General features: G+C 73.4%; 15 protein-coding genes and 1 pseudogene. 6 read left to right on the top strand and 10 right to left on the bottom strand.

Features of this window, described 5'->3' with window-relative positions:
- Window positions 1-177: 177 nt before the first annotated feature.
- Complete coding sequence (locus ACZ3YO_RS31125) at window positions 178-687, bottom strand: nuclear transport factor 2 family protein (protein WP_465575971.1); 510 nt, start codon at window positions 685-687, stop codon at window positions 178-180.
- 123 nt (window positions 688-810) lie between these two features.
- Here ACZ3YO_RS31125 and ACZ3YO_RS31120 point away from each other — a divergent pair, with 123 nt between their 5' ends.
- On the top strand, window positions 811-1719 hold the full coding sequence (locus ACZ3YO_RS31120) for a LysR family transcriptional regulator (RefSeq protein WP_465575969.1): 909 nt from the start codon (window positions 811-813) through the stop codon (window positions 1717-1719).
- A gap of 84 nt (window positions 1720-1803) precedes the next feature.
- Here ACZ3YO_RS31120 and helR read toward each other — a convergent pair whose 3' ends face one another.
- From helR to ACZ3YO_RS31105, 3 genes are all read right to left on the bottom strand, one after another.
- Complete coding sequence (helR, locus tag ACZ3YO_RS31115) at window positions 1804-3966, bottom strand: RNA polymerase recycling motor ATPase HelR (RefSeq protein ID WP_465575966.1); 2163 nt, start codon at window positions 3964-3966, stop codon at window positions 1804-1806.
- A 385-nt stretch (window positions 3967-4351) separates the two neighbouring features.
- Window positions 4352-5545, bottom strand: coding sequence for an alpha/beta hydrolase family protein (locus ACZ3YO_RS31110; protein WP_465575963.1), 1194 nt, complete (start codon window positions 5543-5545; stop codon window positions 4352-4354).
- 217 nt (window positions 5546-5762) lie between these two features.
- Window positions 5763-6119 (bottom strand): hypothetical protein, encoded by a 357-nt coding sequence (locus ACZ3YO_RS31105; RefSeq protein ID WP_465575960.1) that lies wholly within the window; start codon window positions 6117-6119, stop codon window positions 5763-5765.
- Window positions 6120-6458: 339 nt separating this feature from the next.
- On the opposite strand from ACZ3YO_RS31105, the gene ACZ3YO_RS31100 reads away from it, so the two are divergent.
- The 4 genes and pseudogenes from ACZ3YO_RS31100 to ACZ3YO_RS31085 all read left to right on the top strand — a co-directional run bounded on the left by ACZ3YO_RS31100 (window position 6459) and on the right by ACZ3YO_RS31085 (window position 10717).
- Window positions 6459-7736 carry an ABC transporter substrate-binding protein gene (locus ACZ3YO_RS31100; RefSeq protein WP_465575957.1) on the top strand — a complete coding sequence of 426 codons (1278 nt, stop codon included), beginning with the start codon at window positions 6459-6461 and terminating at the stop codon, window positions 7734-7736.
- A complete protein-coding gene (locus ACZ3YO_RS31095) occupies window positions 7733-8665 on the top strand; it encodes a carbohydrate ABC transporter permease (protein WP_465575954.1) in 933 nt (310 codons plus the stop codon). The genes ACZ3YO_RS31100 and ACZ3YO_RS31095 overlap by 4 nt, the downstream gene beginning before the upstream one ends.
- Window positions 8666-9495: pseudogene (locus tag ACZ3YO_RS31090) on the top strand (carbohydrate ABC transporter permease); the annotation flags it as partial.
- Window positions 9496-9529: 34 nt separating this feature from the next.
- On the top strand, window positions 9530-10717 hold the full coding sequence (locus tag ACZ3YO_RS31085; RefSeq protein ID WP_465575952.1) for an ABC transporter ATP-binding protein: 1188 nt from the start codon (window positions 9530-9532) through the stop codon (window positions 10715-10717).
- Window positions 10718-10838: 121 nt separating this feature from the next.
- On the opposite strand, the gene ACZ3YO_RS31080 is transcribed toward ACZ3YO_RS31085, so the two are convergent.
- From ACZ3YO_RS31080 to ACZ3YO_RS31055, 6 genes are all read right to left on the bottom strand, one after another.
- Window positions 10839-13400, bottom strand: a complete 2562-nt coding sequence (locus ACZ3YO_RS31080; protein ID WP_465575949.1) for an ABC transporter permease — start codon at window positions 13398-13400, stop codon at window positions 10839-10841.
- Between the two features lie 95 nt (window positions 13401-13495).
- On the bottom strand, window positions 13496-14272 hold the full coding sequence (locus tag ACZ3YO_RS31075; RefSeq protein WP_465548574.1) for an ABC transporter ATP-binding protein: 777 nt from the start codon (window positions 14270-14272) through the stop codon (window positions 13496-13498).
- 287 nt (window positions 14273-14559) lie between these two features.
- Window positions 14560-15186: a response regulator gene (locus tag ACZ3YO_RS31070; RefSeq protein ID WP_465576024.1), complete on the bottom strand. Its 627-nt coding sequence runs from the start codon at window positions 15184-15186 to the stop codon at window positions 14560-14562.
- A gap of 47 nt (window positions 15187-15233) precedes the next feature.
- Complete coding sequence (locus tag ACZ3YO_RS31065; RefSeq protein WP_465575945.1) at window positions 15234-16946, bottom strand: sensor histidine kinase; 1713 nt, start codon at window positions 16944-16946, stop codon at window positions 15234-15236.
- 196 nt (window positions 16947-17142) lie between these two features.
- Window positions 17143-18315 (bottom strand): FAD-dependent oxidoreductase, encoded by a 1173-nt coding sequence (locus ACZ3YO_RS31060; protein WP_465575943.1) that lies wholly within the window; start codon window positions 18313-18315, stop codon window positions 17143-17145.
- Between the two features lie 243 nt (window positions 18316-18558).
- Complete coding sequence (locus ACZ3YO_RS31055; protein WP_465575940.1) at window positions 18559-19125, bottom strand: hypothetical protein; 567 nt, start codon at window positions 19123-19125, stop codon at window positions 18559-18561.
- Window positions 19126-19669: 544 nt separating this feature from the next.
- Between ACZ3YO_RS31055 and ACZ3YO_RS31050 the strand changes: the two genes are divergently transcribed.
- Complete coding sequence (locus ACZ3YO_RS31050) at window positions 19670-20356, top strand: hypothetical protein (RefSeq protein ID WP_465575938.1); 687 nt, start codon at window positions 19670-19672, stop codon at window positions 20354-20356.
- Window positions 20357-20671 lie beyond the last annotated feature (315 nt).

The raw sequence follows: 20671 nt of genomic DNA, 5'->3' as shown, positions 1-20671 counted from the left end.
GTGCCCGCCCGCCGGCGCCCACCGGCGGAGGGCGCGCCGTCGGGCCGGGGCACCGACCGGCCCACGACCCCCTGAACGGGGACACGGGACGGCCTCGCGGGTGGGGGCGGGCGAGCGCGGGAGCCAGGGCGCATCCCCGGCACAGGCCGGTGGCCGCCGCATCCGGCCGCGCTGCCGTCAGGCGCCGAAGACGGCGGCGGGGTCGCCGGTGAACCAGGTGTTGTCGATGCGCATCCGGCGGATGAGCCAGCGGCTGCCGTCGCGCACCAGGTCCACGGTGTAGGGGTTCTTGAGCAGGGCGTGCATGCCCGGGTCGGCCGTGAGCAGGTGCTGGGCCTCGACGAGCGCGGTGAGGCGGGCGGTGTCCCCGTCGACGGTGATCCGCGGGTTGGTGACCTGGTGGGTGGTGTCCACCCGGCCGGTGAACATGGCGAGGATGGCTTCGACGATGGTGTCCCGGCCGCTCATCAGTGGCGGCTTGCCGCCCCAGCGTGCGGCGGCCGGGCGGAAGTCGAGCTCCGCGTCGGCGGTGAAGGCCGAGGCGAACAGCTCGCGGTCCTTGAGGTCCTGGCCGAGGCCGAACCGGTAGAGGGCGTCGGTGATTTCGGCGCGGTCACGCAGCTCGGCGACCACCGCGGCGGTGTCGGCGGGCTTCGCGGCCAGGGCGTGGTGGGCGGTGGTGTCCATCGTGTCCTCCGGTGAGTGACTGACGTCGTGTTCGACGTCACCCACTCTGGCGCAGTGATCACTGGCGACCAACGGCCGTGTGCGCAATGATCGTGAACCCGGGCTTAACGGCAGGAGGGGCACGTGATCGAGCGGCACGAGGTGGAGGCGTTCCTGGCGCTCGCGGAGGAGCTGCACTTCGGCCGCACCGCCGAGCGGCTGCACGTGACCACCGCCCGCGTCAGCCAGACCATCCGCAAGCTGGAGCGGAGGGTGGGTGTGCCGCTGTTCCGCCGCACCAGCCGCCGCGTCGAACTCACCTCCACGGGCGCGCAGTTGCAGGAAGAGCTGCGCCCTGCCTGGGCGGGTGTGCGGACGGCGGTGGAGCGGGCGGTCGAGGCGGGACGAGGCGTGTCCGGCACCCTGCACGTCACCTTCGTCAGCGCGGCCGGCGCACAACTCCTGGCCGGCGTGACCAAGCTGTTCCGCGAGCGGGTCCCCGACTGCGAGGTGCGCATCCGGGAGGTGCAGGCGGGGCAGTTGCTGCACTGGCTGCACTCCGGCGAGGTGGACCTCGCGCTGAGCGCCCTCCCCGTCGGCGAACCCGGCATCGCCCATGGCCCGGTGCTGGTGCGCGAGGCGTGGATGCTCGCCGTCTCCACGGACCACCCCTTCGCCCGTCGCAGCAGCGTCCCGGTCGACGACCTGGCCCGCGTCCGCCTGGTGCAACTGCCGGATCACGCTGCCGTACCGTCACGGCAGTCGGTCCGGTCGCCGGGCGTCGCACGCAGTGCGACGCCCGGCATGCCCGTCACTCCCGGCCCGGCAGCCGGGACGTTCCAGGAGGCACTCACACTCGTCGGAGCCGGGCAGGGGGCCCTGGCCGTCGGTGCGCACACCAGGCGCTACTACGCACGCCCCGACGTCGCCTACGTACCGATCAGTGACGCCCCGCCGCTGGAGTGGGGCCTGATCTGGCCGGCGGACCGCGGTACCGCCCGTGTCCGGGCGTTCGCCGAAGCCGCGGTCGACCTGGTCGACGGGCACGGCTGAGCGCCGGGCCCGTCGTGGTGGCGGACTCCGTCGGCGGTGGTCCTCGTGATCGTCGCAGTGGCGATCACGAGGACCTCGCCGGGCTCAGGGAGTGGTCAGGACGACGAGCCGCTGGGTCGCCCGGGTCATCGCGACGTAGCGGTCGACCGCTCCTTCGATGCCCTCGCCGAACGTCTCCGGGTCGATGAGGACGACCAGGTCGAACTCGAGCCCCTTCGACAACTCGGGCGTCAGCGACCGGACCCGGGGCGATGCCCGGAACGCGCCGTCGTCGAGGTCACCGGCGGCGATGACGCAGGCGACCCCTTCGGCATGCGCATCGAGCCAGGTGCCGAGGACCGAGTCCAGATCGGCGACGGACCCGTGCGCCACGGGGATGCCGCTGCTGCGGATGGAGGTCGGCACGTTGGCGTCCGGGAGCGCGGCCCGGATGACCGGCTCGGCCTCCGCCATGACCTCCTCCGGCGTCCGGTAGTTGACGCTCAGGGAGGCCATGGTGATCCGGTCGAGCCCCACCCGTTCGAGCCGTTCCTGCCACGACTCCGTGAACCCGTGCCTGGCCTGGGCGCGGTCCCCGACGATGGTGAAGCTCCGCGAGGGGCAGCGGAGCAGCAGCATCTGCCACTCGGCGTCGGTCAGCTCCTGCGCCTCGTCCACGACGATGTGCGCGAACGGGCCGGCGAGCCGGTCCGGATCGGCGGCGGGCAGGGCGGTCTCGTCGATCAGGGTGTCCTGGAGGTCCTGCCCGCGCAGCATCGTCACCGCGCCCTCGCCGTCGTCGTCGGCCTCCAGCAGGCCGGAGATGACGTCGGCCCGGCGCGCACGTTCGGCGGCGACGGCGGCCTCGTGGCGACGCTTGCGGACCGACGCCTCGGCGTCGCCGAGCCGCTGCCGTGCGGCGTCCAGGAGCGGCAGGTCGGACACCGTCCAGGCCTGGGCGTCCTTGCGCTGAAGCGCGCGGATCTCGTCGCGGCTGAGCCAGGGCGCGCACTTGCGCAGGTAGGCGGGGACCGTCCAGAGGTCTCCGACGAGGTCGGTCGCCTCCAGCATCGGCCAGGCGCGGTTGAGGGCCTTGATGAAGTCCCGGTCCTGCAGCAGGGACCTGCGGAGCAGCTCGGGGGAGGCGTCGCTGTCGTCCTTCTCCATCAGGATCGTCAGCAGCTCCTCGCGGATCTGGTCGCGCGCCTCGTTGTGCGGGGTGCCGGGTTCGACCGCTTCGAACGCGGTCGCCCAGTCGTCGGCGGACAGCCAGAGGTCCGACCAGTGGCTCGAGACGGTCATCCCCTCGGTGGGCGGCTCCTCGTAGATGCCGACGGCCGGCTCGATGGCCTTCACCATGTCCGCGGACGACTTCAGGCGGGCCACCTCCGGGTCGGTCTCGACCGGTGCCTTGGCGCCCTCGGCGACGAGCTCGCGCACGGTGCAGGTCTGCACGCCCTCCTCCCCGAGGCTGGGCAGGACGTCGGCGACGTAGGCGAGGTAGGGCTGGTGCGGACCGACGAACAGGACCCCGCCCCGACGGTGACCGAGACGGGGGTCGGAGTAGAGGAGGTGGGCGGAGCGGTGCAGGGCGACGACGGTCTTGCCCGTACCCGGACCGCCGTCGACGACGAGAGCGCCGCGGGAGCCCGCGCGGATGATCGCGTCCTGGTCGGCCTGGATGGTGGCGAGCACGTCCCGCATCCGGGACGACCGGTTGCCGCCCAGGCTGGCGATGAACGCGGACTGGTCGTCGAGCGCGGCGTGCCCCTCCAGCCCGTCGGCGGTGAACACCTCATCCCAGTAGTCGCTGATCCGGCCGCGGGTCCAGCGGTACCGGCGTCGGCTCACCAGACCCATCGGGTTGGCGTGGGTCGCCGCGAAGAACGGCTCGGCCGCGGGGGAGCGCCAGTCGAGCAGCAGCCGGTGGCCGTCGCTGTCGGTGAGGCCGAGCCGTCCGATGTAGACGGGCTCGGAGTCGTCCGCACCGACGACGTGCCCGAGACACAGGTCCAGGCCGAAGCGACGCAGGGCGCGCAGGCGGCCGGACAGCCGGTGGATCTCCGTGTCCCGGTCCATCGCCTCCCGGCCGATGCCGCCGGGCGTCCTGCGCACCTCGTCGAGACGGTCGGACAGTTCGGCGATCGCCTGCTCCAGGCTCTCCTCGATCGCCGCGAAGTGCTGATCGTCGGCGGAGATCAGCGCAGGGGCGGCCTTGGCGGAGAGACGGTCGGGCAGGTCGAACGCGCTGGTGGTCAGAGGGTCCATGTCAGCAGCTCCGATCCGAGGTCGTTCCCGCGAAGTCCGGTTGCGCGCACTCCCGCATCTCGGCGCCGAGCGCCCACAGCTGCGGCGCGAGTCCCACCCCCGCCTCGACGTCACTGCACGACCCGTCAACCGACGACAACACACGCACCTTGTGAATCTCCCGTTTCTGCAGGTAGTGGCCTCGGCCCGCGATTCTGCCCCACCACGGGGGCCTTGCCGCAAGCCCCCCGGTGCGCTATAAGTTGAGAGTGGCAAGGAGTGGGTTCTCCTCTTTGCCCTCCCTCCCTCCGTCGCACCCGGGGAGCCGCGGCGCACGGGAGGCGCACCGGAGGCCCCTGCGGACGCGGGCCCCGATGCCTCCCTCACCGCCCCGTCGCAGGCTGGATCACCGGGCCTGGGAGTGGAAGCCGATCTCCGGATTGCCCGGGGTCGGCCCGTCCAGGATCGGCTGCTCGACGCCCTTGAGGTGCAGGTCGAAGAAGGCCGCGACGAAGGACCGGGTGAGCTCCACCGACCGCTGGGCGGAGATCGTGGTGCCGGGCGGACTGGGGATGCCGAACTTCTCGGCCAGCAGCGGGACGTCGGTGAAGGTGCCGTGGTTGGAGCCGGCGACGGTCAGCCAGCGCTTCCAGCCGTCGAGGTTGGCCCAGCTCCGCGTCCAGGTGGAGTCCTCCCCGCCGTCGTCCAGCGGGTGGCCGAGCATCATGAACGGCTTGCCGTCGAGCCCGGTCGCGGGCACCTCGAAGTCCATGGTGCCGTCCAGGTTCACCCCGGCGAGGATCCGGTCGTCGGTGAGCAGGGCCGGGACGGCCGCCGCACCGCCCAGCGAGTGCCCGGCCGTGCCGATCCGGTTGGAGTCGATCATGCGCGCGTAGCGCCAGGCCGGGTGGGGGTGGGCGGTCAGCCGGTCGATGACGAAGGACATGTCCTTCGCACGGCTCGCGGACACGGCCTCGGGGCCGCCCTCGGGGAACCGGTCGCAGATGACGCAGGGGAGCGTCGTCCCGTCGGGGAAGGTCGTCCCGGTGTTCTCGTAGGTGTGGTCGATCAGCGCGATGACGTACCCGCGGCTGGCCAGGTCCTCGGCGAGGCTGGTCAGTTCGGTGCGCGGCATGGTGAAACCGGGGGAGAGCAGCACCAGCGGGAACCGGCCGGGGGCCGGGCGCGCGTCGGACTCCGCCCACGTGCGGGTGGTGGTGAGGGCCTCGGTGGGGATGGTGTTGCCCGGCACCTTCCCGTCGAGCATGAGCCGGGCGGCCTCGGGGGTCATGTACGGGGCCGGCCCGCCCGTCCCGCGCTTGGCGGGGTAGTACATCGACACCATCAGCTGGCGCGGGCCCGCCGCCGGGACCCACGGGTCGGTCCGGTCCTGGTCGACGAGGTGCAGGATCTCCCGGCCGACCGCGTACGGGCCGGTCGGGCGTGGCAGTTCGGCGTGGTCGGCCGCCGGCAGGGTGGCCGGTGCGGTGGCGACGGTGCCGGGCGCGGGCGCGGCCAGCGCCGGAGCGGCGGCGGCGAGGGACAGGGGCAGTGCGAGCAGCAGGGCTGCCGCGGCGGCAGTGCGGCGGGTTCCGGTCATACCCAGGACGGTAGTTCGGGCGAAGGGGAGTTGACGTCAGCTCAGGAGAGTAGGGGGTGCGCCTGAGGGGACCGCCCACCGCCCCCGGGATGCCCCCCGGGTGCCCCGTAGGGGACTCGGCGGGTTCGGGCCCGGCACCGTGCCGACGGGCGTCCCGCCGGGGAACCGTTCGGGCGAGGTGGGCGGGCCGGCCCTCCTGTGCACCCCGGTCGGCCGGTCACCGGGCCTTCGCGGGCTCCCGGCGGGTGGCCAGCAGGGTGGCGCCGGCTGCCGCAGCGATCGCCCCGGCCGTCAGGAACCCGCCGGTCGAGCGCCAGGACAGCACCGACCAGCGGGAGCCGGCGGAGAGCAACGAGCCGGTGCTCAGCCAGGATCCGGCCGAGAGTAGCGAGAGGGCGGAGCCGAGCGATCCCACCGACAGGGCGCTGCCCACCGAGCCGATGGAGAGCACCGAACCGACGGACCCGATCGAGAGCACCGAACCGACCGAGCCGATCGACAGCACGGAGTTCCTCGATGCGAGCGACAGGAACGAGGCGTCCTCGTGGGGCTGGGCGGAGCAGTGGTCGGCCATGGGAGCCATCCTAGGCCGTGTCCGGCCGGCGCGCCGGGGCCGCTGCGGGGAACGGGTGGAGGGGTGGGTGCCGTTCCGGGCCCGGGCGAGGGGTGCCCAGGCCAGGGCGGCTTACGCGTGCGGCTCGGGGAACTCGGGCCCCCGCGGGAACAGCGTGCGGCGCAGGTGCGCCGGGCGGAGCACCCGCTGGTGGATGAACTCCGCGAGGCCGTGGCCGTTGACCGGCCCCGGCGGAGCGGACTGCTCCGTTCGGCTGACCGACCGGCGCGGCGCACACCGGTCCCGACAGCGCACGTGGCTACCCTCGGGAGGTCCGTTCAGCTTCACGTCGGGAGATCGATGGCGAAGGGCCGCACGTTCCGCTCGCGGTGGCTGGGCGTCACCATGGGGTTCTGCGTGGTCGCGTCCGTCCTGGCAGGCTGCGGGAGCAGCGGGCAGGGCGGGCCGGTGACGTTGAACTGGTACAACTTCCCCGACGACTCCGGGGCTCTCCAGGCGGCCGCCGACCGGTGCGGCCGGCAGTCCGGCGGCCGGTACGCCATCAAGTACAACAAGCTGCCGCGCGGGGCCGACGGCCAGCGCCAACAGCTCGTCCGCCGCATGGCCGCGCACGATGCGGGGGTGGACATCCTGGGCCTGGACGTCACCTGGCCGGCCGAGTTCGCCGAGGCCGGGTGGATCCGGGAGTGGACCGGGCCGATGAAGGAGCAGGCCGTCGCGGACACCCTGACGGCGGCGGTGCAGACCGCGACCTGGCAAGGGCACCTGTACGCGGCGCCGTACAACTCCAACACGCAGCTCCTCTGGTACCGGGACGACCTGGTACCGGCTCCGCCGAAGACCTGGGCGGAGATGCTGGCCCAGGCCGACGCGCTGGCGAAGCAGGGGAAGCCGCACTACGTCGAGATCCAGGGCGCCCAGTACGAGGGACTGACGGTCTGGTTCAACACCCTGGTGACCAGTGCGGGCGGCTCCATCCTCACGCCGGACGCCCAGGCGCCCTCGCTCGGTCCGCCCGCTGTCGCCGCCGCCGGGGTGATGCACGACACCGCCACCTCGGCGGCCGCCGACCCCTCCCTGCCCAATCAGATGGAGGACCAGAACCGCTTGGCGATGGAGTCCGGAACGGCCGCCTTCGAGCTCAACTACCCTTTCGTGTACCCGTCGATGAAGGCCAACCAGCCCGAGCTGTTCCAGCACTTCCGCTGGGCTCCGTACCCCGCCGTCCTGCCCGACCGGCCGGCCACCGTCACCATCGGCGGGATCGACCTCGCCGTGGGCGCGTACGGCCGCAACCCTGACCTCGCGTTCGAGGCCGCGCTCTGCCTGCGGGACCGCGAGAACCAGCTCACCAACGCGCTGAAGGGCGGGCTGCCGCCCTCCCTGCGCAGCCTGTACCAGGCGGCCGAGCTCACGTCGAGCTACCCGTTCGCCGCGGACGTGCTGGCCGCGCTGGACAACGCCAGCGTGCGGCCGCAGACCCCCGCCTACCAGAACGTGTCCATCGCCATCTCGCACTCTCTCTCACCGCCCGCCGACATCCGGCCGGAGAGCACCATCGCCGGTCTCCGCGGGCAGATCGAGGACGCGCTCGGCTCCAAGGGGCTGATTCCGTGACACCGTCCACCGCGCCCGCCGACACCGGCGGGCACAAGACCGAGCAGCTGTCCGAGGGCGCCCGGCAGGAGCGCCGGCTGGGCCTGCTGCTCTGTGCGCCCGCCGCGATCGTCATGCTGGCGGTCACGGCGTACCCCATCGGGTACGCGGTCTACCTCTCGCTGCAGCGGTACGACCTGCGGTTCCCGCAGCAGGCCCGCTGGGTGGGGCTCTCCAACTACGGCGCTGTCCTCAGCTCGCCGTTTTGGTGGCAGGCGCTCTGGGTCACCGTGCTGATCACGGTGGTGTCGGTGGCGATCGAGCTGGTCCTCGGCATGGTCCTGGCCCTGGTGATGCACCGTGCGGTGTTCGGGCGCGGCACCGTCCGCACCGCGGTCCTGATTCCCTACGGCATCGTGACCGTGGTCGCCGCCTACTCGTGGCAGTACGCCTGGACGCCGGGAATCGGCTACCTCGCCGACCTCCTGCCCGAGGGCAGCGCCCCGCTGACCGACCAGTGGCAGGCGATCGGACTGATCATCCTGGCCGAGGTGTGGAAGACCACGCCGTTCATGGCCCTCCTCCTGCTGGCGGGCCTCGCCCTCGTGCCCGAGGAGACGGTCCGGGCGGCGATGGTGGACGGCGCGACCTTCGGACAGCGCATGCGCCTGGTGGTCCTGCCCCTGATGAAGCCGGCGATCCTGGTCGCCCTGCTCTTCCGCACCCTGGACGCCTTCCGCATCTTCGACAACATCTACGTGCTGACCGGTGGCTCCAACGACACCGGATCGGTGTCGATCCTCGGCTACGACAACCTCTTCACCGCCCTCAACCTGGGAATCGGCTCGGCGATCTCGGTGCTGATCTTCATCTGTGTGGCGGTCATCGCCTTCGTGTTCATCAGGGTCTTCGGTGCCGCCGCGCCGGGTGGCGAACCGGAGCGCCGATGAGCAGCCGCCGGACGCGCACACTGACCGGCTGGGGCATCGCCAACCTGGTCGTCATCCTCTACGCGCTGTTCCCGGTGTGGTGGATCGTGGCGCTCTCGTTCAAGGACCCGAGCACCCTCACCGACGGCGACTTCGTCCCGCGCAAGTGGACCTGGGAGAACTACCGGGGGATCTTCCAGACGTCGGAGTTCACCCGTGCCCTCGTCAACTCGATCGGGATCGCGGTGATCGCCACCACGATCGCCGTGGTGCTCGGCACCATGGCGGCCTACGCGGTGGCCAGGCTGAGGTTTCCCGGCAAGCGGCTGCTGATCGGGGTGTCCCTGCTGATCGCGATGTTCCCGCCGATCTCGCTCGTCTCGCCGCTGTTCAACATCGAGCGCGTACTCGGCCTCTTCGACACCTGGGCCGGTCTGATCATCCCCTACATGACGTTCTCCCTCCCGCTCGCGATCTACACCCTGTCGGCCTTCTTCCGTGAGATCCCCTGGGACCTCGAGAAGGCGGCGAAGGTGGACGGCGCCACCCCGTGGCAGGCCTTCCGCCTGGTCATCGCGCCGCTGGCCGCCCCGGGCGTGTTCACCACCGGCATCCTCGTCTTCATCTTCTGCTGGAACGACTTCCTGTTCGCCATCTCGCTGACCTCGACGATCTCGGCCAGGACCGTGCCGGCGGCGATCGCCTTCTTCACCGGGAGTTCGCAGTTCCAGCAGCCGACCGGCTCGATCGCCGCGGCCGCCGTGGTGATCACCATTCCGATCGTGATCTTCGTTCTGCTGTTCCAGCGCCGCATCGTCGCCGGCCTCACCGCCGGCGCAGTCAAGGGATGAGACCGCCCCACCGGGCGGACCAGGAAGGCGAACCGTGGCCGAGATCGTCCTCGACGGCATCACCAAGCGCTACCCGGACGGCGCCCTGGCCGTCCGCGACTTCAACCTCACCATCGCCGACGGCGAGTTCGTGATCCTGGTCGGCCCGTCCGGCTGCGGCAAGTCCACCACCCTCAACATGATCGCCGGGCTGGAGGACATCACCGAGGGCACCCTGCGGATCGGCGGACAGGTCGTCAACGACCGCGCCCCCAAGGACCGGGACATCGCGATGGTGTTCCAGAGCTACGCGCTCTACCCGCACATGAGCGTGCGGGAGAACATGGGCTTCGCGCTGCGCCTGGCCAAGGTGGACAAGACGGCCATCGCGGCCAAGGTCGAGGAGGCCGCCCGGATCCTCGACCTGACCCAGCACCTCGACCGGAAGCCCGCCAACCTGTCCGGCGGACAGCGCCAGCGCGTCGCGATGGGCCGCGCCATCGTCCGGGACCCGAAGGTGTTCCTGATGGACGAGCCGCTGTCCAACCTCGACGCCAAGCTGCGCGTCCAGATGCGGACCCAGATCGCCGCCCTGCAAAGGCGGCTGGGCACCACGACCGTCTACGTCACCCACGACCAGGTCGAGGCCATGACCCTCGGCGACCGGGTGGTCGTCATGCGCGGAGGCCTCGTCCAGCAGGTCGGCAGCCCCCAGCACCTGTACGACGCGCCGGTGAACCTCTTCGTCGCGGGCTTCATCGGCTCGCCCGGCATGAACTTCCTCGGTGCGGTCCTGGAACAGAACGTGTTGCGCACCTCGCTGGGCGACCTCCCGCTGGACGACCGGAAGCGGCAGGCCCTGGAGCGGGCCGACGCGCCGCGCGACCTCATCGTGGGCATCCGCCCCGAGGACTTCGAGGACGCCTCGCTGGTCGACGACCACGGCAGTGGCCTCATCGGCACCGTCACCGTGGACGTCCGGGAGTCCGTCGGCTCCGACGTGTACGTCCACTTCGCCGAGGAGGGCGGGCCCGCCCGGACCGAGGAGCTCGCCGAGCTGGCCGCCGACTCCGGCCGGGCGGACACGGGGATGCAGGAGCACCACGTGGTCGCCCGGCTGAACACCGCGACCCGCGCGGCCGAGGGCGAGGCCCTGCGGCTGTGGGTCGACACGGCCCGGATGCACGTCTTCGACCCCGGCACCGGGGCCAACCTGACCCGGCCGGAGGACCCCGGGGCCTGACCGTTCGGCCGCCGGGCCCCGAGGCGGGGCCCGGCGGCGGCGCGGCTGTCGCCGACCCCCACCCGACCGGGCGGGTTGCGGGGGAACGGCCCGGCCGTCACCGACGGCGGCCCGGTGCGGGTCAGGCCTCGGTGACCGCCTGGAGGGGGCCCAGAGCGGCGGCCCGGCGGGCCGGGAGTGCGGCCGCGGCGACACCGACGGCGAGCGAGAGCACGACGGTGAGGGCGAGGGTGCCCCAGGGGAGGGCGAAGGTGTACTGGGGGATGGCCCCGTTGGCGAGTCCGCTGATCCTCCAGGCTCCGAACAGGCCGCCGACGAGGCCCAACAGGGTGCCGTAGGCGGCGACGGTGAAGGATTCGAGGCGGATCATCTGGCGGATGCCGCTGCGGTCCATGCCCACGGCGCGCAGGACTCCGATCTCCCGGGTCCGTTCGGTGACCGACATCGCGAGCGTGTTGATCATGCCGAGGGCCGAGATGATCACACCGATGGCGAGCAGCCCGAGGCCCATGGTGAGCAGGTCGCCGGCGACGCCGGCCTGTTCCCGGACGAGCTGGGCGCGGTTCTGGACCTTCAGCAGGGGGCTGTTGTCGACGGCGCCGCGCAACTGCCTCTCGCGCTCCGGGGAAGCGGTGTCGGTGGTCACGAGGATGCGCTGGACGGAGTCCCGCAGGAAGCCGTGCTGCTGGACATCGCCGCGGTAGGCGAGGACGTCCTGCGCGGTGGGGTTGTCCTGGTAGATCCCGACGACGGTGTAGGGCCGGTCGCGGTCGCCCTGGCCGGGACCGATGCTCGCGTTGATCCTCCCGCCGGTGCCGATCCGGTTGTCACGGGCGAAACTGCTGGAGACGGCGATCCGTCCCGGTCCGAGGTCGGCGACGGAGCCGCTGGTGAAGTGGAGCTTCATGACGGCCCCCACGGTCTTCGGGTCGACACCGGAGACCTGCCGGACGAAAGCGCCGGTGGAGATGGTGGAGTCCGCGACGGTGGAGGCGGTCGTGATGCCGGGCAGGGCCGCGACCCGTCGGACGGCGCCCGGGTCGATGGCGGTGGTGGTGTTGCGGGTGCTGACGACGTAGTCGGCGCTCAGGCCGGCGGCGGCCTGGGAGTCCAGGGCCCGGCCGGAGGAGTGGTCGATGACGGCGAGTCCGGAGACCAGCGCGGTGCTGATCATCAGGGCGGCGGCGGTGGCGGCGGTGCGGCGAGGATCCCGCAGGGCGTTCTGCCGGGCGAGCTCGCCCACGACGCCGAACCGGGCGGTGAGCCGGCCGAGGGGGCGGATCACCGGGCCTGCCAGCAGCGGGGCCAGCATGATCAGCCCGGTCACCAGGACGCCGCATCCGGCCATCGCGGTCCGCAGGTGCTCGTCCGAGGCGTCCTTCGCGTCGCTCAACGAGACGAGCAGTCCCGCGCCGAGGAGGAGCAGGGCCGCGCCGGCCGCGCCCCTAAGCCGGGACAGCGCCGCGGACGGAGGCTGTTCGGCGGTGCGCATCGCTTCGATCGGCGCGATCTTGGCCGCGCGACGGGAGGGCAGCCACGCGGCGAGGACCGTGACGCCGACACCGACGACGAGGGAGGCGAGGACCGGCGCCGGTCCGATCACCAGCGGGCCCCGGGGCAGCGCGTCGTGCGCGGTGCCGAGCAGGGCGGGCAGGACACCGGCGACGGCGAGTCCGAGGGCGAAGCCGAGCACGGAGGCGCCGAGGCCGACCAGGGCCGCCTCGGTGAGCACGGAGCCGACCACCTGGCGGCGGGTGGCGCCGATCGCGCGGAGCAGCGCGATCTCCCGGGAGCGGCGCGTGATCAGCATGGTGAAGGTGTTGACGATCAGGAACGAGCCGATGAAGAGCGACACCACGGCGAAGACCATGGGCAGCCGGGAGTAGCCGCTGGTCTTGGTGGCGATGAAGACCGACTGCTGGTCGAGCTGCGCGGTCGCGGTGGTCGCCTCGGCGCGGTCGGCCGGCAGCAGCGCGCCGACGCGCTGGGCCAGGTCGAACTGGTCGGTGCCGGGCGCCGCGGACAGGTTGATTCCGGTGTAGTGGCCGGGGGTGGCGAACAGTTTCTGCGCGGTGGCCCTGTCGAACACCGCGAGGGTGCCGCCGGAGGTGACCCGGGTGTCGTCCGTGGCGACGGTGCCGACGAGCCGCAGCCGCAGGACGGGGCCGTCGGTGGCGAGGGTGACGGTGTCGCCCAGGGCGTAGGCGCCGGCCGTCGCGGTGGTGCGGTCCAGGGCCACCTCGTCGCCGGCGCGCGGGGCGCGGCCGGCCGTCAGCGGGTAGCGGCCGTCCTTGCCGTCGGCACCGGGGAGGTAGGCGGCGGCCAGCCTGCCCATCGCGTTGTCGGCGCGCATCGGGGTGCCGTCCTTGGCGGCGAGGGTGACCGATCCGTCGACCGCCGGGCGGGCCGCCGTGACGCCGGGCACGGCCGCCAGCCTGGCCACGAGCGCGTCGTCGAGGACGGTGGTGCGTTCGTCGGCGGGGGCGCCCGGGGGGTACTTCGGGTCCACGGTGACGGCGATGCCGGCGTAGTTCTTCGCCATGGAGGCGCGGTAGGCGGCGGTCGTGCTGTCGGCGAAGACGAGCGAGCCGGAGATGAACGCGACCCCGAGACAGACCGCGAGGACGGTCATGATCAGACGGGCCTTGTGCGCGAGGACGTTGCGCAGGGCTGTTCGCAGCATGGTGGGCTTTCGGCGGGTGTGGGTTGGGCGGGTGCAGGCACGGCGGGTGTGGCTTCGGCGGGCGCGAGGTGGCGCGGGCGGGGCGGCGAACGCGGTCAGGAGGTGCGGCCCTGGGCCTCGAACGCGAGCATCCGGTCGAGGACGGCGCCGGAGGTCGGCTCGTGCAGCTCGTCCACCAGGCGGCCGTCCGCGAGGAACACCACGCGGTCGGCGTGGGCGGCGGCCACCGGGTCGTGAGTGACCATCACCACGGTCTGCCCCAGCTCCCGCACCGAGTCGCGCAGGAACCCGAGCACCTCGGCACCGGCACGGGAGTCGAGGTTGCCGGTCGGCTCGTCGGCGAAGACGATCTCCGGACGGGAGACCAGGGCGCGGGCCACGGCGACGCGCTGCTGCTGGCCGCCGGAGAGCTGGGACGGGCGGTGGGCGAGCCGGTCCGCGAGGCCGACGGTGGTGACGACGGTGTCCAGCCAGGCGGCATCGGGCCGCCGTCCGGACAGCCGCAGGGGCAGGGTGATGTTCTCCAGCGCGGTGAGGGCCGGCAGGAGGTTGAAGCCCTGGAAGACGAACCCGACCTTCTCCCGGCGCAGCCGGGTGAGCTGCCGGTCGTTCAGGGAGGCCAGCTCGACCCCGCCGATCCGGGTCGATCCCGCGGTCACCGGATCCAGGCCGGCCATGCAGTGCATCAGCGTGGACTTGCCGGACCCGGACGGGCCCATGACGGCGGTGAACCGGCCCCGCGCGAACTCCACGGTCACCGCGTCCAGCGCGGTGACCCGGGTCTCGCCCTTCCCGTAGGTCTTGGTCAGGCCCGACGCGCGGGCGGCCGGCTCCGTGAGAGCGGTGCTGGAGGAAGGGAACGTCTGGGACATGGATACTCCGCCTGGCGTGCGACGGCCCGCGAGGAGTTCCGCGAGCCGGGGGATGCGTCCATCCTCACGGCCCTGAACTGCGAAAAGGTCGTTCTGAAGGCGGGAGTTGACCTCTGCCGAAGGGACAAGGACGGCAAGCCCGTCTCTGCCGAAGGGACAACGGCAGCAGGCCCCGTCTCTGCCGAAGGGAAGAGACCCGGCCGGCGGAGCCAGGCCCCGGGGCGGGGACGGCGAGAGCTTCGCCGGCGCCCCGGGCCGGCCGCGGACGGGGCTGGTGAGCGGTGCCGTCAGGTGGCCAGGCCGGTCCGGTGGGCCAGCAGCGCGGCCTGGACGCGGCTCGCCGAACCGGTCTTGTCCAGGATCGCGCCCACATGGGTCTTCACCGTGCCCGTCCCGATGCCGAGCCGCCCGGCGATCTCCTGGTTCGACAGCCCCTCGCCGAGCATCGCCAGGACCTCCCGCTCCCGGGCGGTGAGCCGGGCGATCCGCTCGTCCGCGAGCGCGCCGCCCGCCTGCGGTCCGTCACCCGCGCGCAGCATCCGGGAGATCACCGCCCCCGTCACACCGGGGGAGAGCACGGCGTCTCCGGCCGCGGCCGCCCGTACCGCGCTGATCAGTTCCTGCGGGCCCTCGTCCTTCAGCAGGAACCCGGCGGCGCCCTCCCGCAGCGCCCGGACGACGTTGTCGTCGTCGCCGAAGGTCGTCAGCATGACCACGCGCGGTGCGGGATCGAGGGCGAGCAGCGGGGCGATCGCGGCCAGCCCGTCGCACACCGGCATCCGGATGTCCAGCAGGACCACGTCGGGGCGGTGGGCGGCGGCCTGCTCGACGGCCTGCCGTCCGTCCGGAGCCTCGGCGACGACCTCGATGCCGTCGGCGTGCCGGAGGATGAGGCGCACGCCGTGCCGGATCATCGTCTCGTCGTCGGCGAGCAGCACACGGATCGGCGGGGTGGATTCGGTCACGGGGTCTCCCAGGGTGCGGCGTCCCGGACCGACGGGACGGTGAAGCGGTCGACGGCGATGAGCCGCTGTGCGGCGTCGAAGCAGTAGCGGGCGATGGTCAGGCCGCCGGGGCGGGACTCGGTGGCGCCGTTGAACGGGTAGATGCAGCCCACCGTGCCGGCGGGGCGCGGGGGTTCGTGGCCGGTGGCCGCGGCCCGGACCGCCAGGTTGTCCAGGACACCCGACCCCGCCACGTCGGCGTAGGTCATGCCGAGCCGGGGCAGCGGGCGCGGTCCGGCGTCCTCCCGCGGCGCGGTGGCGTAGACGAAGGCCGTCCCGAGGGCCATGAGCACGCTCACCGCCACCAGCCCGAGGGCGAGCGCCGCCACCTGCACGGTCCGGCGGTCGGGAGGGGCGTCGCCCTCGTCGCCCGCCTTGTCGCCGGTCCGGTCGTCGCCGGGCGAGTCGTCCGTTCCCGTAGGTCCGGTGGCGGGCCGCCCGGGGCCGGGGGCGTCGCCGGGCTCGGCCGGCAACGCCGCTTCCACCAGGAAGCCGCCGGAGGGCAGCGCAGCGGCCTCGAACGTCCCGCCCAGCAGCCCGACCCGCTCCCGGAGGCCGGTGAGACCGCGGCCGGTGCCCACGCTCCCGGCGGAGCCCGGGGCAGTGGGCGGGGCTCCGTTGCGGACGGTGACCCGCACCGTCGCGTCGTCGTGCACCACCGTCACGGTGACGTGCGCCGCGCTCGCGTACCGGTGCACGTTTGTCAGCGACTCCCGCACCACCCGGTGTACCGCCCGGCGCACCCGTGCCGGGCGGGTGTCGAGGTCCGGCCCCGTCCAGACGAGCCGCACGGCGATCCCCCCGCCCCGGGATTCCGCGACCAGCGTCTCGATGTCGGCGCGGGTACCGGTGGCGTCGGTGAGCGCCTCCGTCCCGGTGTCCCGGCCCAGCGGCCCGAGCACCCCGAGGGCCTGCCGCAGCTCGTGCATCGCGTCCCGGGTGGTCCGCCGCACCAGGACGGCCTCCTCACGCAGTTCCGGGTCGGCCTTCTCCAGGGCCAGCTCCAGCCCGCCGGCGTGCAGCGAGATGAGGCTGAGCCGGTGCCCCACCAGGTCGTGCATCTCGGCGGCGATCCGGGACCGCTCTTGGAGGCGGGCCTCGCTGTCGGCCAGCTGGCGGGCCCGCTCCGCCGCGTCCGCGCGCTCACGCAGCGCCCGCACCAGCCGCCGTTGCTGCCCGTACGACGTGCCGACCAGCCCGGGGACGATGACGGCGGTCGGTGTGAGGATGAGGCCGAGCGCCAGCCCGTACGGCACCGATCCCGGGCCGAGCCAGGGGGCGGACAGCGTCGCGCACAGCACGAGCAGAGCGGCCGACGCGGCCGGTAGGCGGGCACGCCTGCGCGCCCCGGTCGTCCGCCGCGCCACCGTGTACGCGGTCGCCGCCGTGAGAGGTCCGACGCAGGACGCCAGACCCGTCAGCCCGGCGAGGGCCAGGAGCCCGGCCGCGGGGAAGCGGCGCCGCAGCGGGAGAAACGCCGCACCGGCGGCCAGGACCGCCAGCTGCAGATACGGGTGACGCAGCAGCCCGAGGCCGGCGACCGCCCCCCACACGCCCAGACCCGCGAGCACCACCCCGGCCGTCTCCGCCGCCGCGCGGCCGGCCGCGCTCGGAAACCCTCCGGGCGGACGCGTGCGGACGGAGCGACGGAAGGGACGATGACGAGCCACGCTGACCAGTATCGGTACCGGGCGTCGCGATGGTGTGCGCCTCACGGCGGATCCGGTCTCTACCGAAAGACAGAGACGCGAGGGTGACGGCACGGCGGTTCCGCGTCTGGCCTGCCCCCTCAGGCGCCGCACCTGGCCCTTGGGCATGGCCCGGTCCGGCGGCGTCCACGCAGGCGGGTGCGCCGCCTCGTGGGCTTCAGGGCAGCGGGGTGCCCCAGGTGAGGAGGTGCAGGAGTTCCTCGTCGGGGCGGGAGGCCGGGCGCTCGGAGCCCTGCGGCGGGGCCGCGGCGGAGGGCCGGCCGGAGGTGGGGCCGGTGGTGAGGCGGGCGCTGGCGGCCATGTTCTGTTCGGTCCGGGGCCGGCGGTGGTGCTCGTAGCGGGCCAGGGCGGCGGCGGGGGAGGGCGTGTCGCGCAGGGCCTTGGCGAGGACGACGGCATCCTCCAGGGCCATCGAGGCGCCCTGGCCGGTGGCCGGGGAGGCGGCGTGGGCGGCGTCGCCGATCAGGACCGCGCGCTCGGTGCGCCAGCGGGTGCCCGGCTCCAGGTGGAGGGCGTTGGTGACCATCAGCCGGTCGCCCGTCGTGGCGACGATGCGCGCGGTGGGCGTGTCGTCCGGGTGCAGCAGCAGGCCCAGTTGCTCCCGCCACTGGGCGGGAGTGGTGCGGGCGGCCTCCTCGGCGGTCACGGGCGGGCCGGGCACGCGGGCGAACCAGAAGGTCTCGCCGGAGGGGGAGACCAGGTAGCCGAAGGCGGTGGCGCTGCCGCGGACCATGGTGATCCGCTCGGTCGGGCCGGGGGGTGGCGGGGTGGCGGTGCTGTACCCGTAGAAGACGCGCTGGCCGGCGTAGCCGGGGCCGGGCGCGGTGGGATCGAGCCAGGCACGGACGGCGGAGCGCAGGCCGTCGGCGCCGACCAGGAGGTCGCCGGTGGCGGTGGCGCCGTCGGCGAAGTGGGCCGTGATGTCGGTGGCGGTCTCCGTGACGGCGGTGAGCCGGGCACCGTGCCGGATCGTGATGCCGCGTCGGCGGACCTCGGACCGGAGGGACGTGCCGAGTTCCGCGCGGCGCAGGCAGCGGTAGTGGGTGAGCGGGTCGTCGGGCTCGCCGAGCCGGGCGGTGGCCAGCTCGGCGCCGTGCTGGTCGATCACGTGCATGACGGTGACGGGGAAGCCGAGGGCGGCGACGTGTCCGGCCGCGTCGACCTGGGCGAGCGCGCGCATGCCGTTGGAGGCCAGGGTCAGGAAGGCGCCGATGTCCTCCCCGGTGTCGGGGTGCGCCTCGTGGACGGTGACGTCGAAGCCCGCCTTGTGCAGCGCCAGGGCGGACGCCGCCCCGGCGATGCCGCCGCCGATGACCAGGATCCGGGTCAACTCGCGTCCCCCTCGGACGTGTTGTCCAGCCACCGGCCGGGACGGCTCGGGGCGGGTCGAACTCCTCGCTCCGGTCGGAGTCTAGCGAGACGAGTGGCTCCGCAGTCGGTTGCGCCCGCAAGGCCGGCTCCGCCCCGAACAGCGCGGCGGTCGCACCACGAGGGCGGCACGGCCCGGATCGGCCGGCACGGCCGCCGCCGATGACCTGCGCGATCCGGCACGACCGCACCACGGCCGGACCCGCTACCTGCTCACTGATCGCTGACGACCACTGACCGACCGGAGGGTGCGGCGTGCGGCGCCCAGGACGAGCAGGGCCCAGAGGAGGCCGACGCCGGCCACGACGTGGACGCCGCCGACGAAGGGGAGGCCTTCGTCCGTCGCGGCCGGCGGGGCCCAGCCCTCCGGGTCGACGAGGGCGGTGATGGTGGTGCCGACGTCGGCCGGCCCCGAGCAGCCCGGGCCGTCGTACGAGGCGTGCGGCAGCGGCCGGCCGTCGGCCCGGCGGATGCCGCACGTCCAGCTCACCCGGCCGCTCCTGTCCTTCTCGCGGTGGGCCGAGGCGATCACCACCTGGGTCTCCACGCCGCGGTGGGCGATCAGCGCCGCGCGGAGGCTGGCCGTAGGTGTGACCAGCAGGAGGATGCCCAGCAGGACGCCGGGCCAGAGCACCCAGCCGCTGGTTCGTACCACCATGAGCCCGCCGAGCGCCACGATGAGCACCAGGACGGCGAGGACCGCGCAAGGGCCCTCGTAGTCGGGGTCGGTGGCGATCGCGAGCAGCCCCACCATCAGCACCGGGGCGAGCACCCCGGTCAGGAGCGCCGCCCTGCGGACGGTACGCGGGGACGGCCGGCGATCGTTCCCGCTGCGCTTCCTCCCCGCGCCCTTCCCTCCGGTGGGCCCCGGGGGCCGAGCCGCCCCTTCGGCCAGCGGTCGCTTCTGCTTCTTCGTCCGGCTCCGCGCCATGCCGCCCCCGTTCGGTCGTCGACCACCCGCGCGCCTGACCGCCCGCGCCGCCACAGTCTGACGCAGGCTTCGGTCACCGGGAAGCGCTCGCCGGTTCGGCGGCGCGGGCGACAGCGCGTGGGCGGAGGACGGGCATGGCGCACTCCCGGGCGGCGCCGGCTCCGGGTACGGCCACGGGGGAGCCGTCGTGCACCGGTCCGGTTCGGGCCGGCGCGCGAGGGACCGGAGCGGACCACCGCACAAGCGCGACCACCGGATCGGTGCGAACCCGGTTCCCGGTCCTGCCGGGCGGGTACACCCGCAGCGACTGCCGCCTGGTGGTGCGCCGCTCCCCGGCCGCGCCGCCCGCGGCCCGACAGCCTCAGCGCGTCAAGGGGGCCGTTCCATGTCCGATCACCCCTCATTCGACCACCAGGCCCAGGACGAGCAGACCGTGCGACGCCTCCGCCTGGGCATCGGCGTCCTCGGCCTGCTGCTGCCGATCGTCCTGCCCGTCGGCAACAGCCTCACCTCCGCCCGCATCGCCCTGCTCAGCTCGATGAGCGCGTCTTACTACACCCACATGCGCAACGTCTTCGTCGGTGGCCTCTGCGCCATCGGCGTCTTCCTGATCTGCTATCGCCACGACCGCCGGGAGGACCGCCTGAGTTCGGTGGCCGGCGTCCTGGCGATCCTGGTGGCACTCTTCCCCGCTGAGCCACCGGGGTCGGTCGCACCACACCCGACCACCGCGCAGACGACCATCGGCACGTTCCATCTCTGCTTCGCCGCAGGCCTGTTCGGCGTACTCGCGTACTTCTGCCTCCAGCTCTTCGCGGATTCCCCGTCCAGCGGTGGGCGGCGGCCCGCGCGCGACTGGGTGTACCTGGTCTGCGGCTGGGTGATCGTGGCGTGCGTGGTCCTGGTCGCGGCCGGAGCCGTCCTCCACCTCACCTGGGACTCGCCCCTGACCTTGATGTACGCCGGCGAGGCGGTCGCCGTCCTCGCGTTCGGGGTCGCCTGGCTGGTGAAGAGCGAAGCCGTCGTCACCTTCGCGCCGCGGGCCGCGCCGGACGCCGTCACCGAGTCCTGAGCCGCCCCGGGGCGGGCAACGGGGCGGCTCCGGGGTGATCCGGACCTGCCCCGGTCGCACGGCCCGGCTACGGGGCGAAGCGCTCGTGGTCCCGGGCCGCGGCTCGGCTTCTGTATCGGCCGATCCCGCCGAACATGGCGGAACTTCGGCTTCCGGCGGGCCGCCCCCCGTCCTCACCGTGCCAGCGTGGCTCGGTAACGCTCCCCCCACGGAGCCGGAGACGCGTTGGCGCCGACAGTCCGGCACCGACGCCTCGACGCCGCCGCACCGCTGTCGGCGACCCGGCAGTGGTCACGCGAGCCGCCGCTCCTCCGG

Source organism: Kitasatospora sp. NPDC022785, assembly GCF_055561295.1.
This window is presented reverse-complemented; position numbering and strand designations above follow the sequence as displayed.

Coding starts and splice junctions, on each gene's coding strand:
- helR (WP_465575966.1), bottom strand. CDS start 3,966: ATGGACCCTCTGACCACCAGCGCGTTCGACCTGCCCGACCGTCTCTCC.
- ACZ3YO_RS31105 (WP_465575960.1), bottom strand. CDS start 6,119: ATGGCCGACCACTGCTCCGCCCAGCCCCACGAGGACGCCTCGTTCCTG.
- ACZ3YO_RS31070 (WP_465576024.1), bottom strand. CDS start 15,186: ATGATCCGGCACGGCGTGCGCCTCATCCTCCGGCACGCCGACGGCATC.
- ACZ3YO_RS31125 (WP_465575971.1), bottom strand. CDS start 687: ATGGACACCACCGCCCACCACGCCCTGGCCGCGAAGCCCGCCGACACC.
- ACZ3YO_RS31075 (WP_465548574.1), bottom strand. CDS start 14,272: ATGTCCCAGACGTTCCCTTCCTCCAGCACCGCTCTCACGGAGCCGGCC.
- ACZ3YO_RS31080 (WP_465575949.1), bottom strand. CDS start 13,400: ATGCTGCGAACAGCCCTGCGCAACGTCCTCGCGCACAAGGCCCGTCTG.
- ACZ3YO_RS31050 (WP_465575938.1), top strand. CDS start 19,670: ATGTCCGATCACCCCTCATTCGACCACCAGGCCCAGGACGAGCAGACC.
- ACZ3YO_RS31110 (WP_465575963.1), bottom strand. CDS start 5,545: ATGACCGGAACCCGCCGCACTGCCGCCGCGGCAGCCCTGCTGCTCGCA.
- ACZ3YO_RS31100 (WP_465575957.1), top strand. CDS start 6,459: ATGGCGAAGGGCCGCACGTTCCGCTCGCGGTGGCTGGGCGTCACCATG.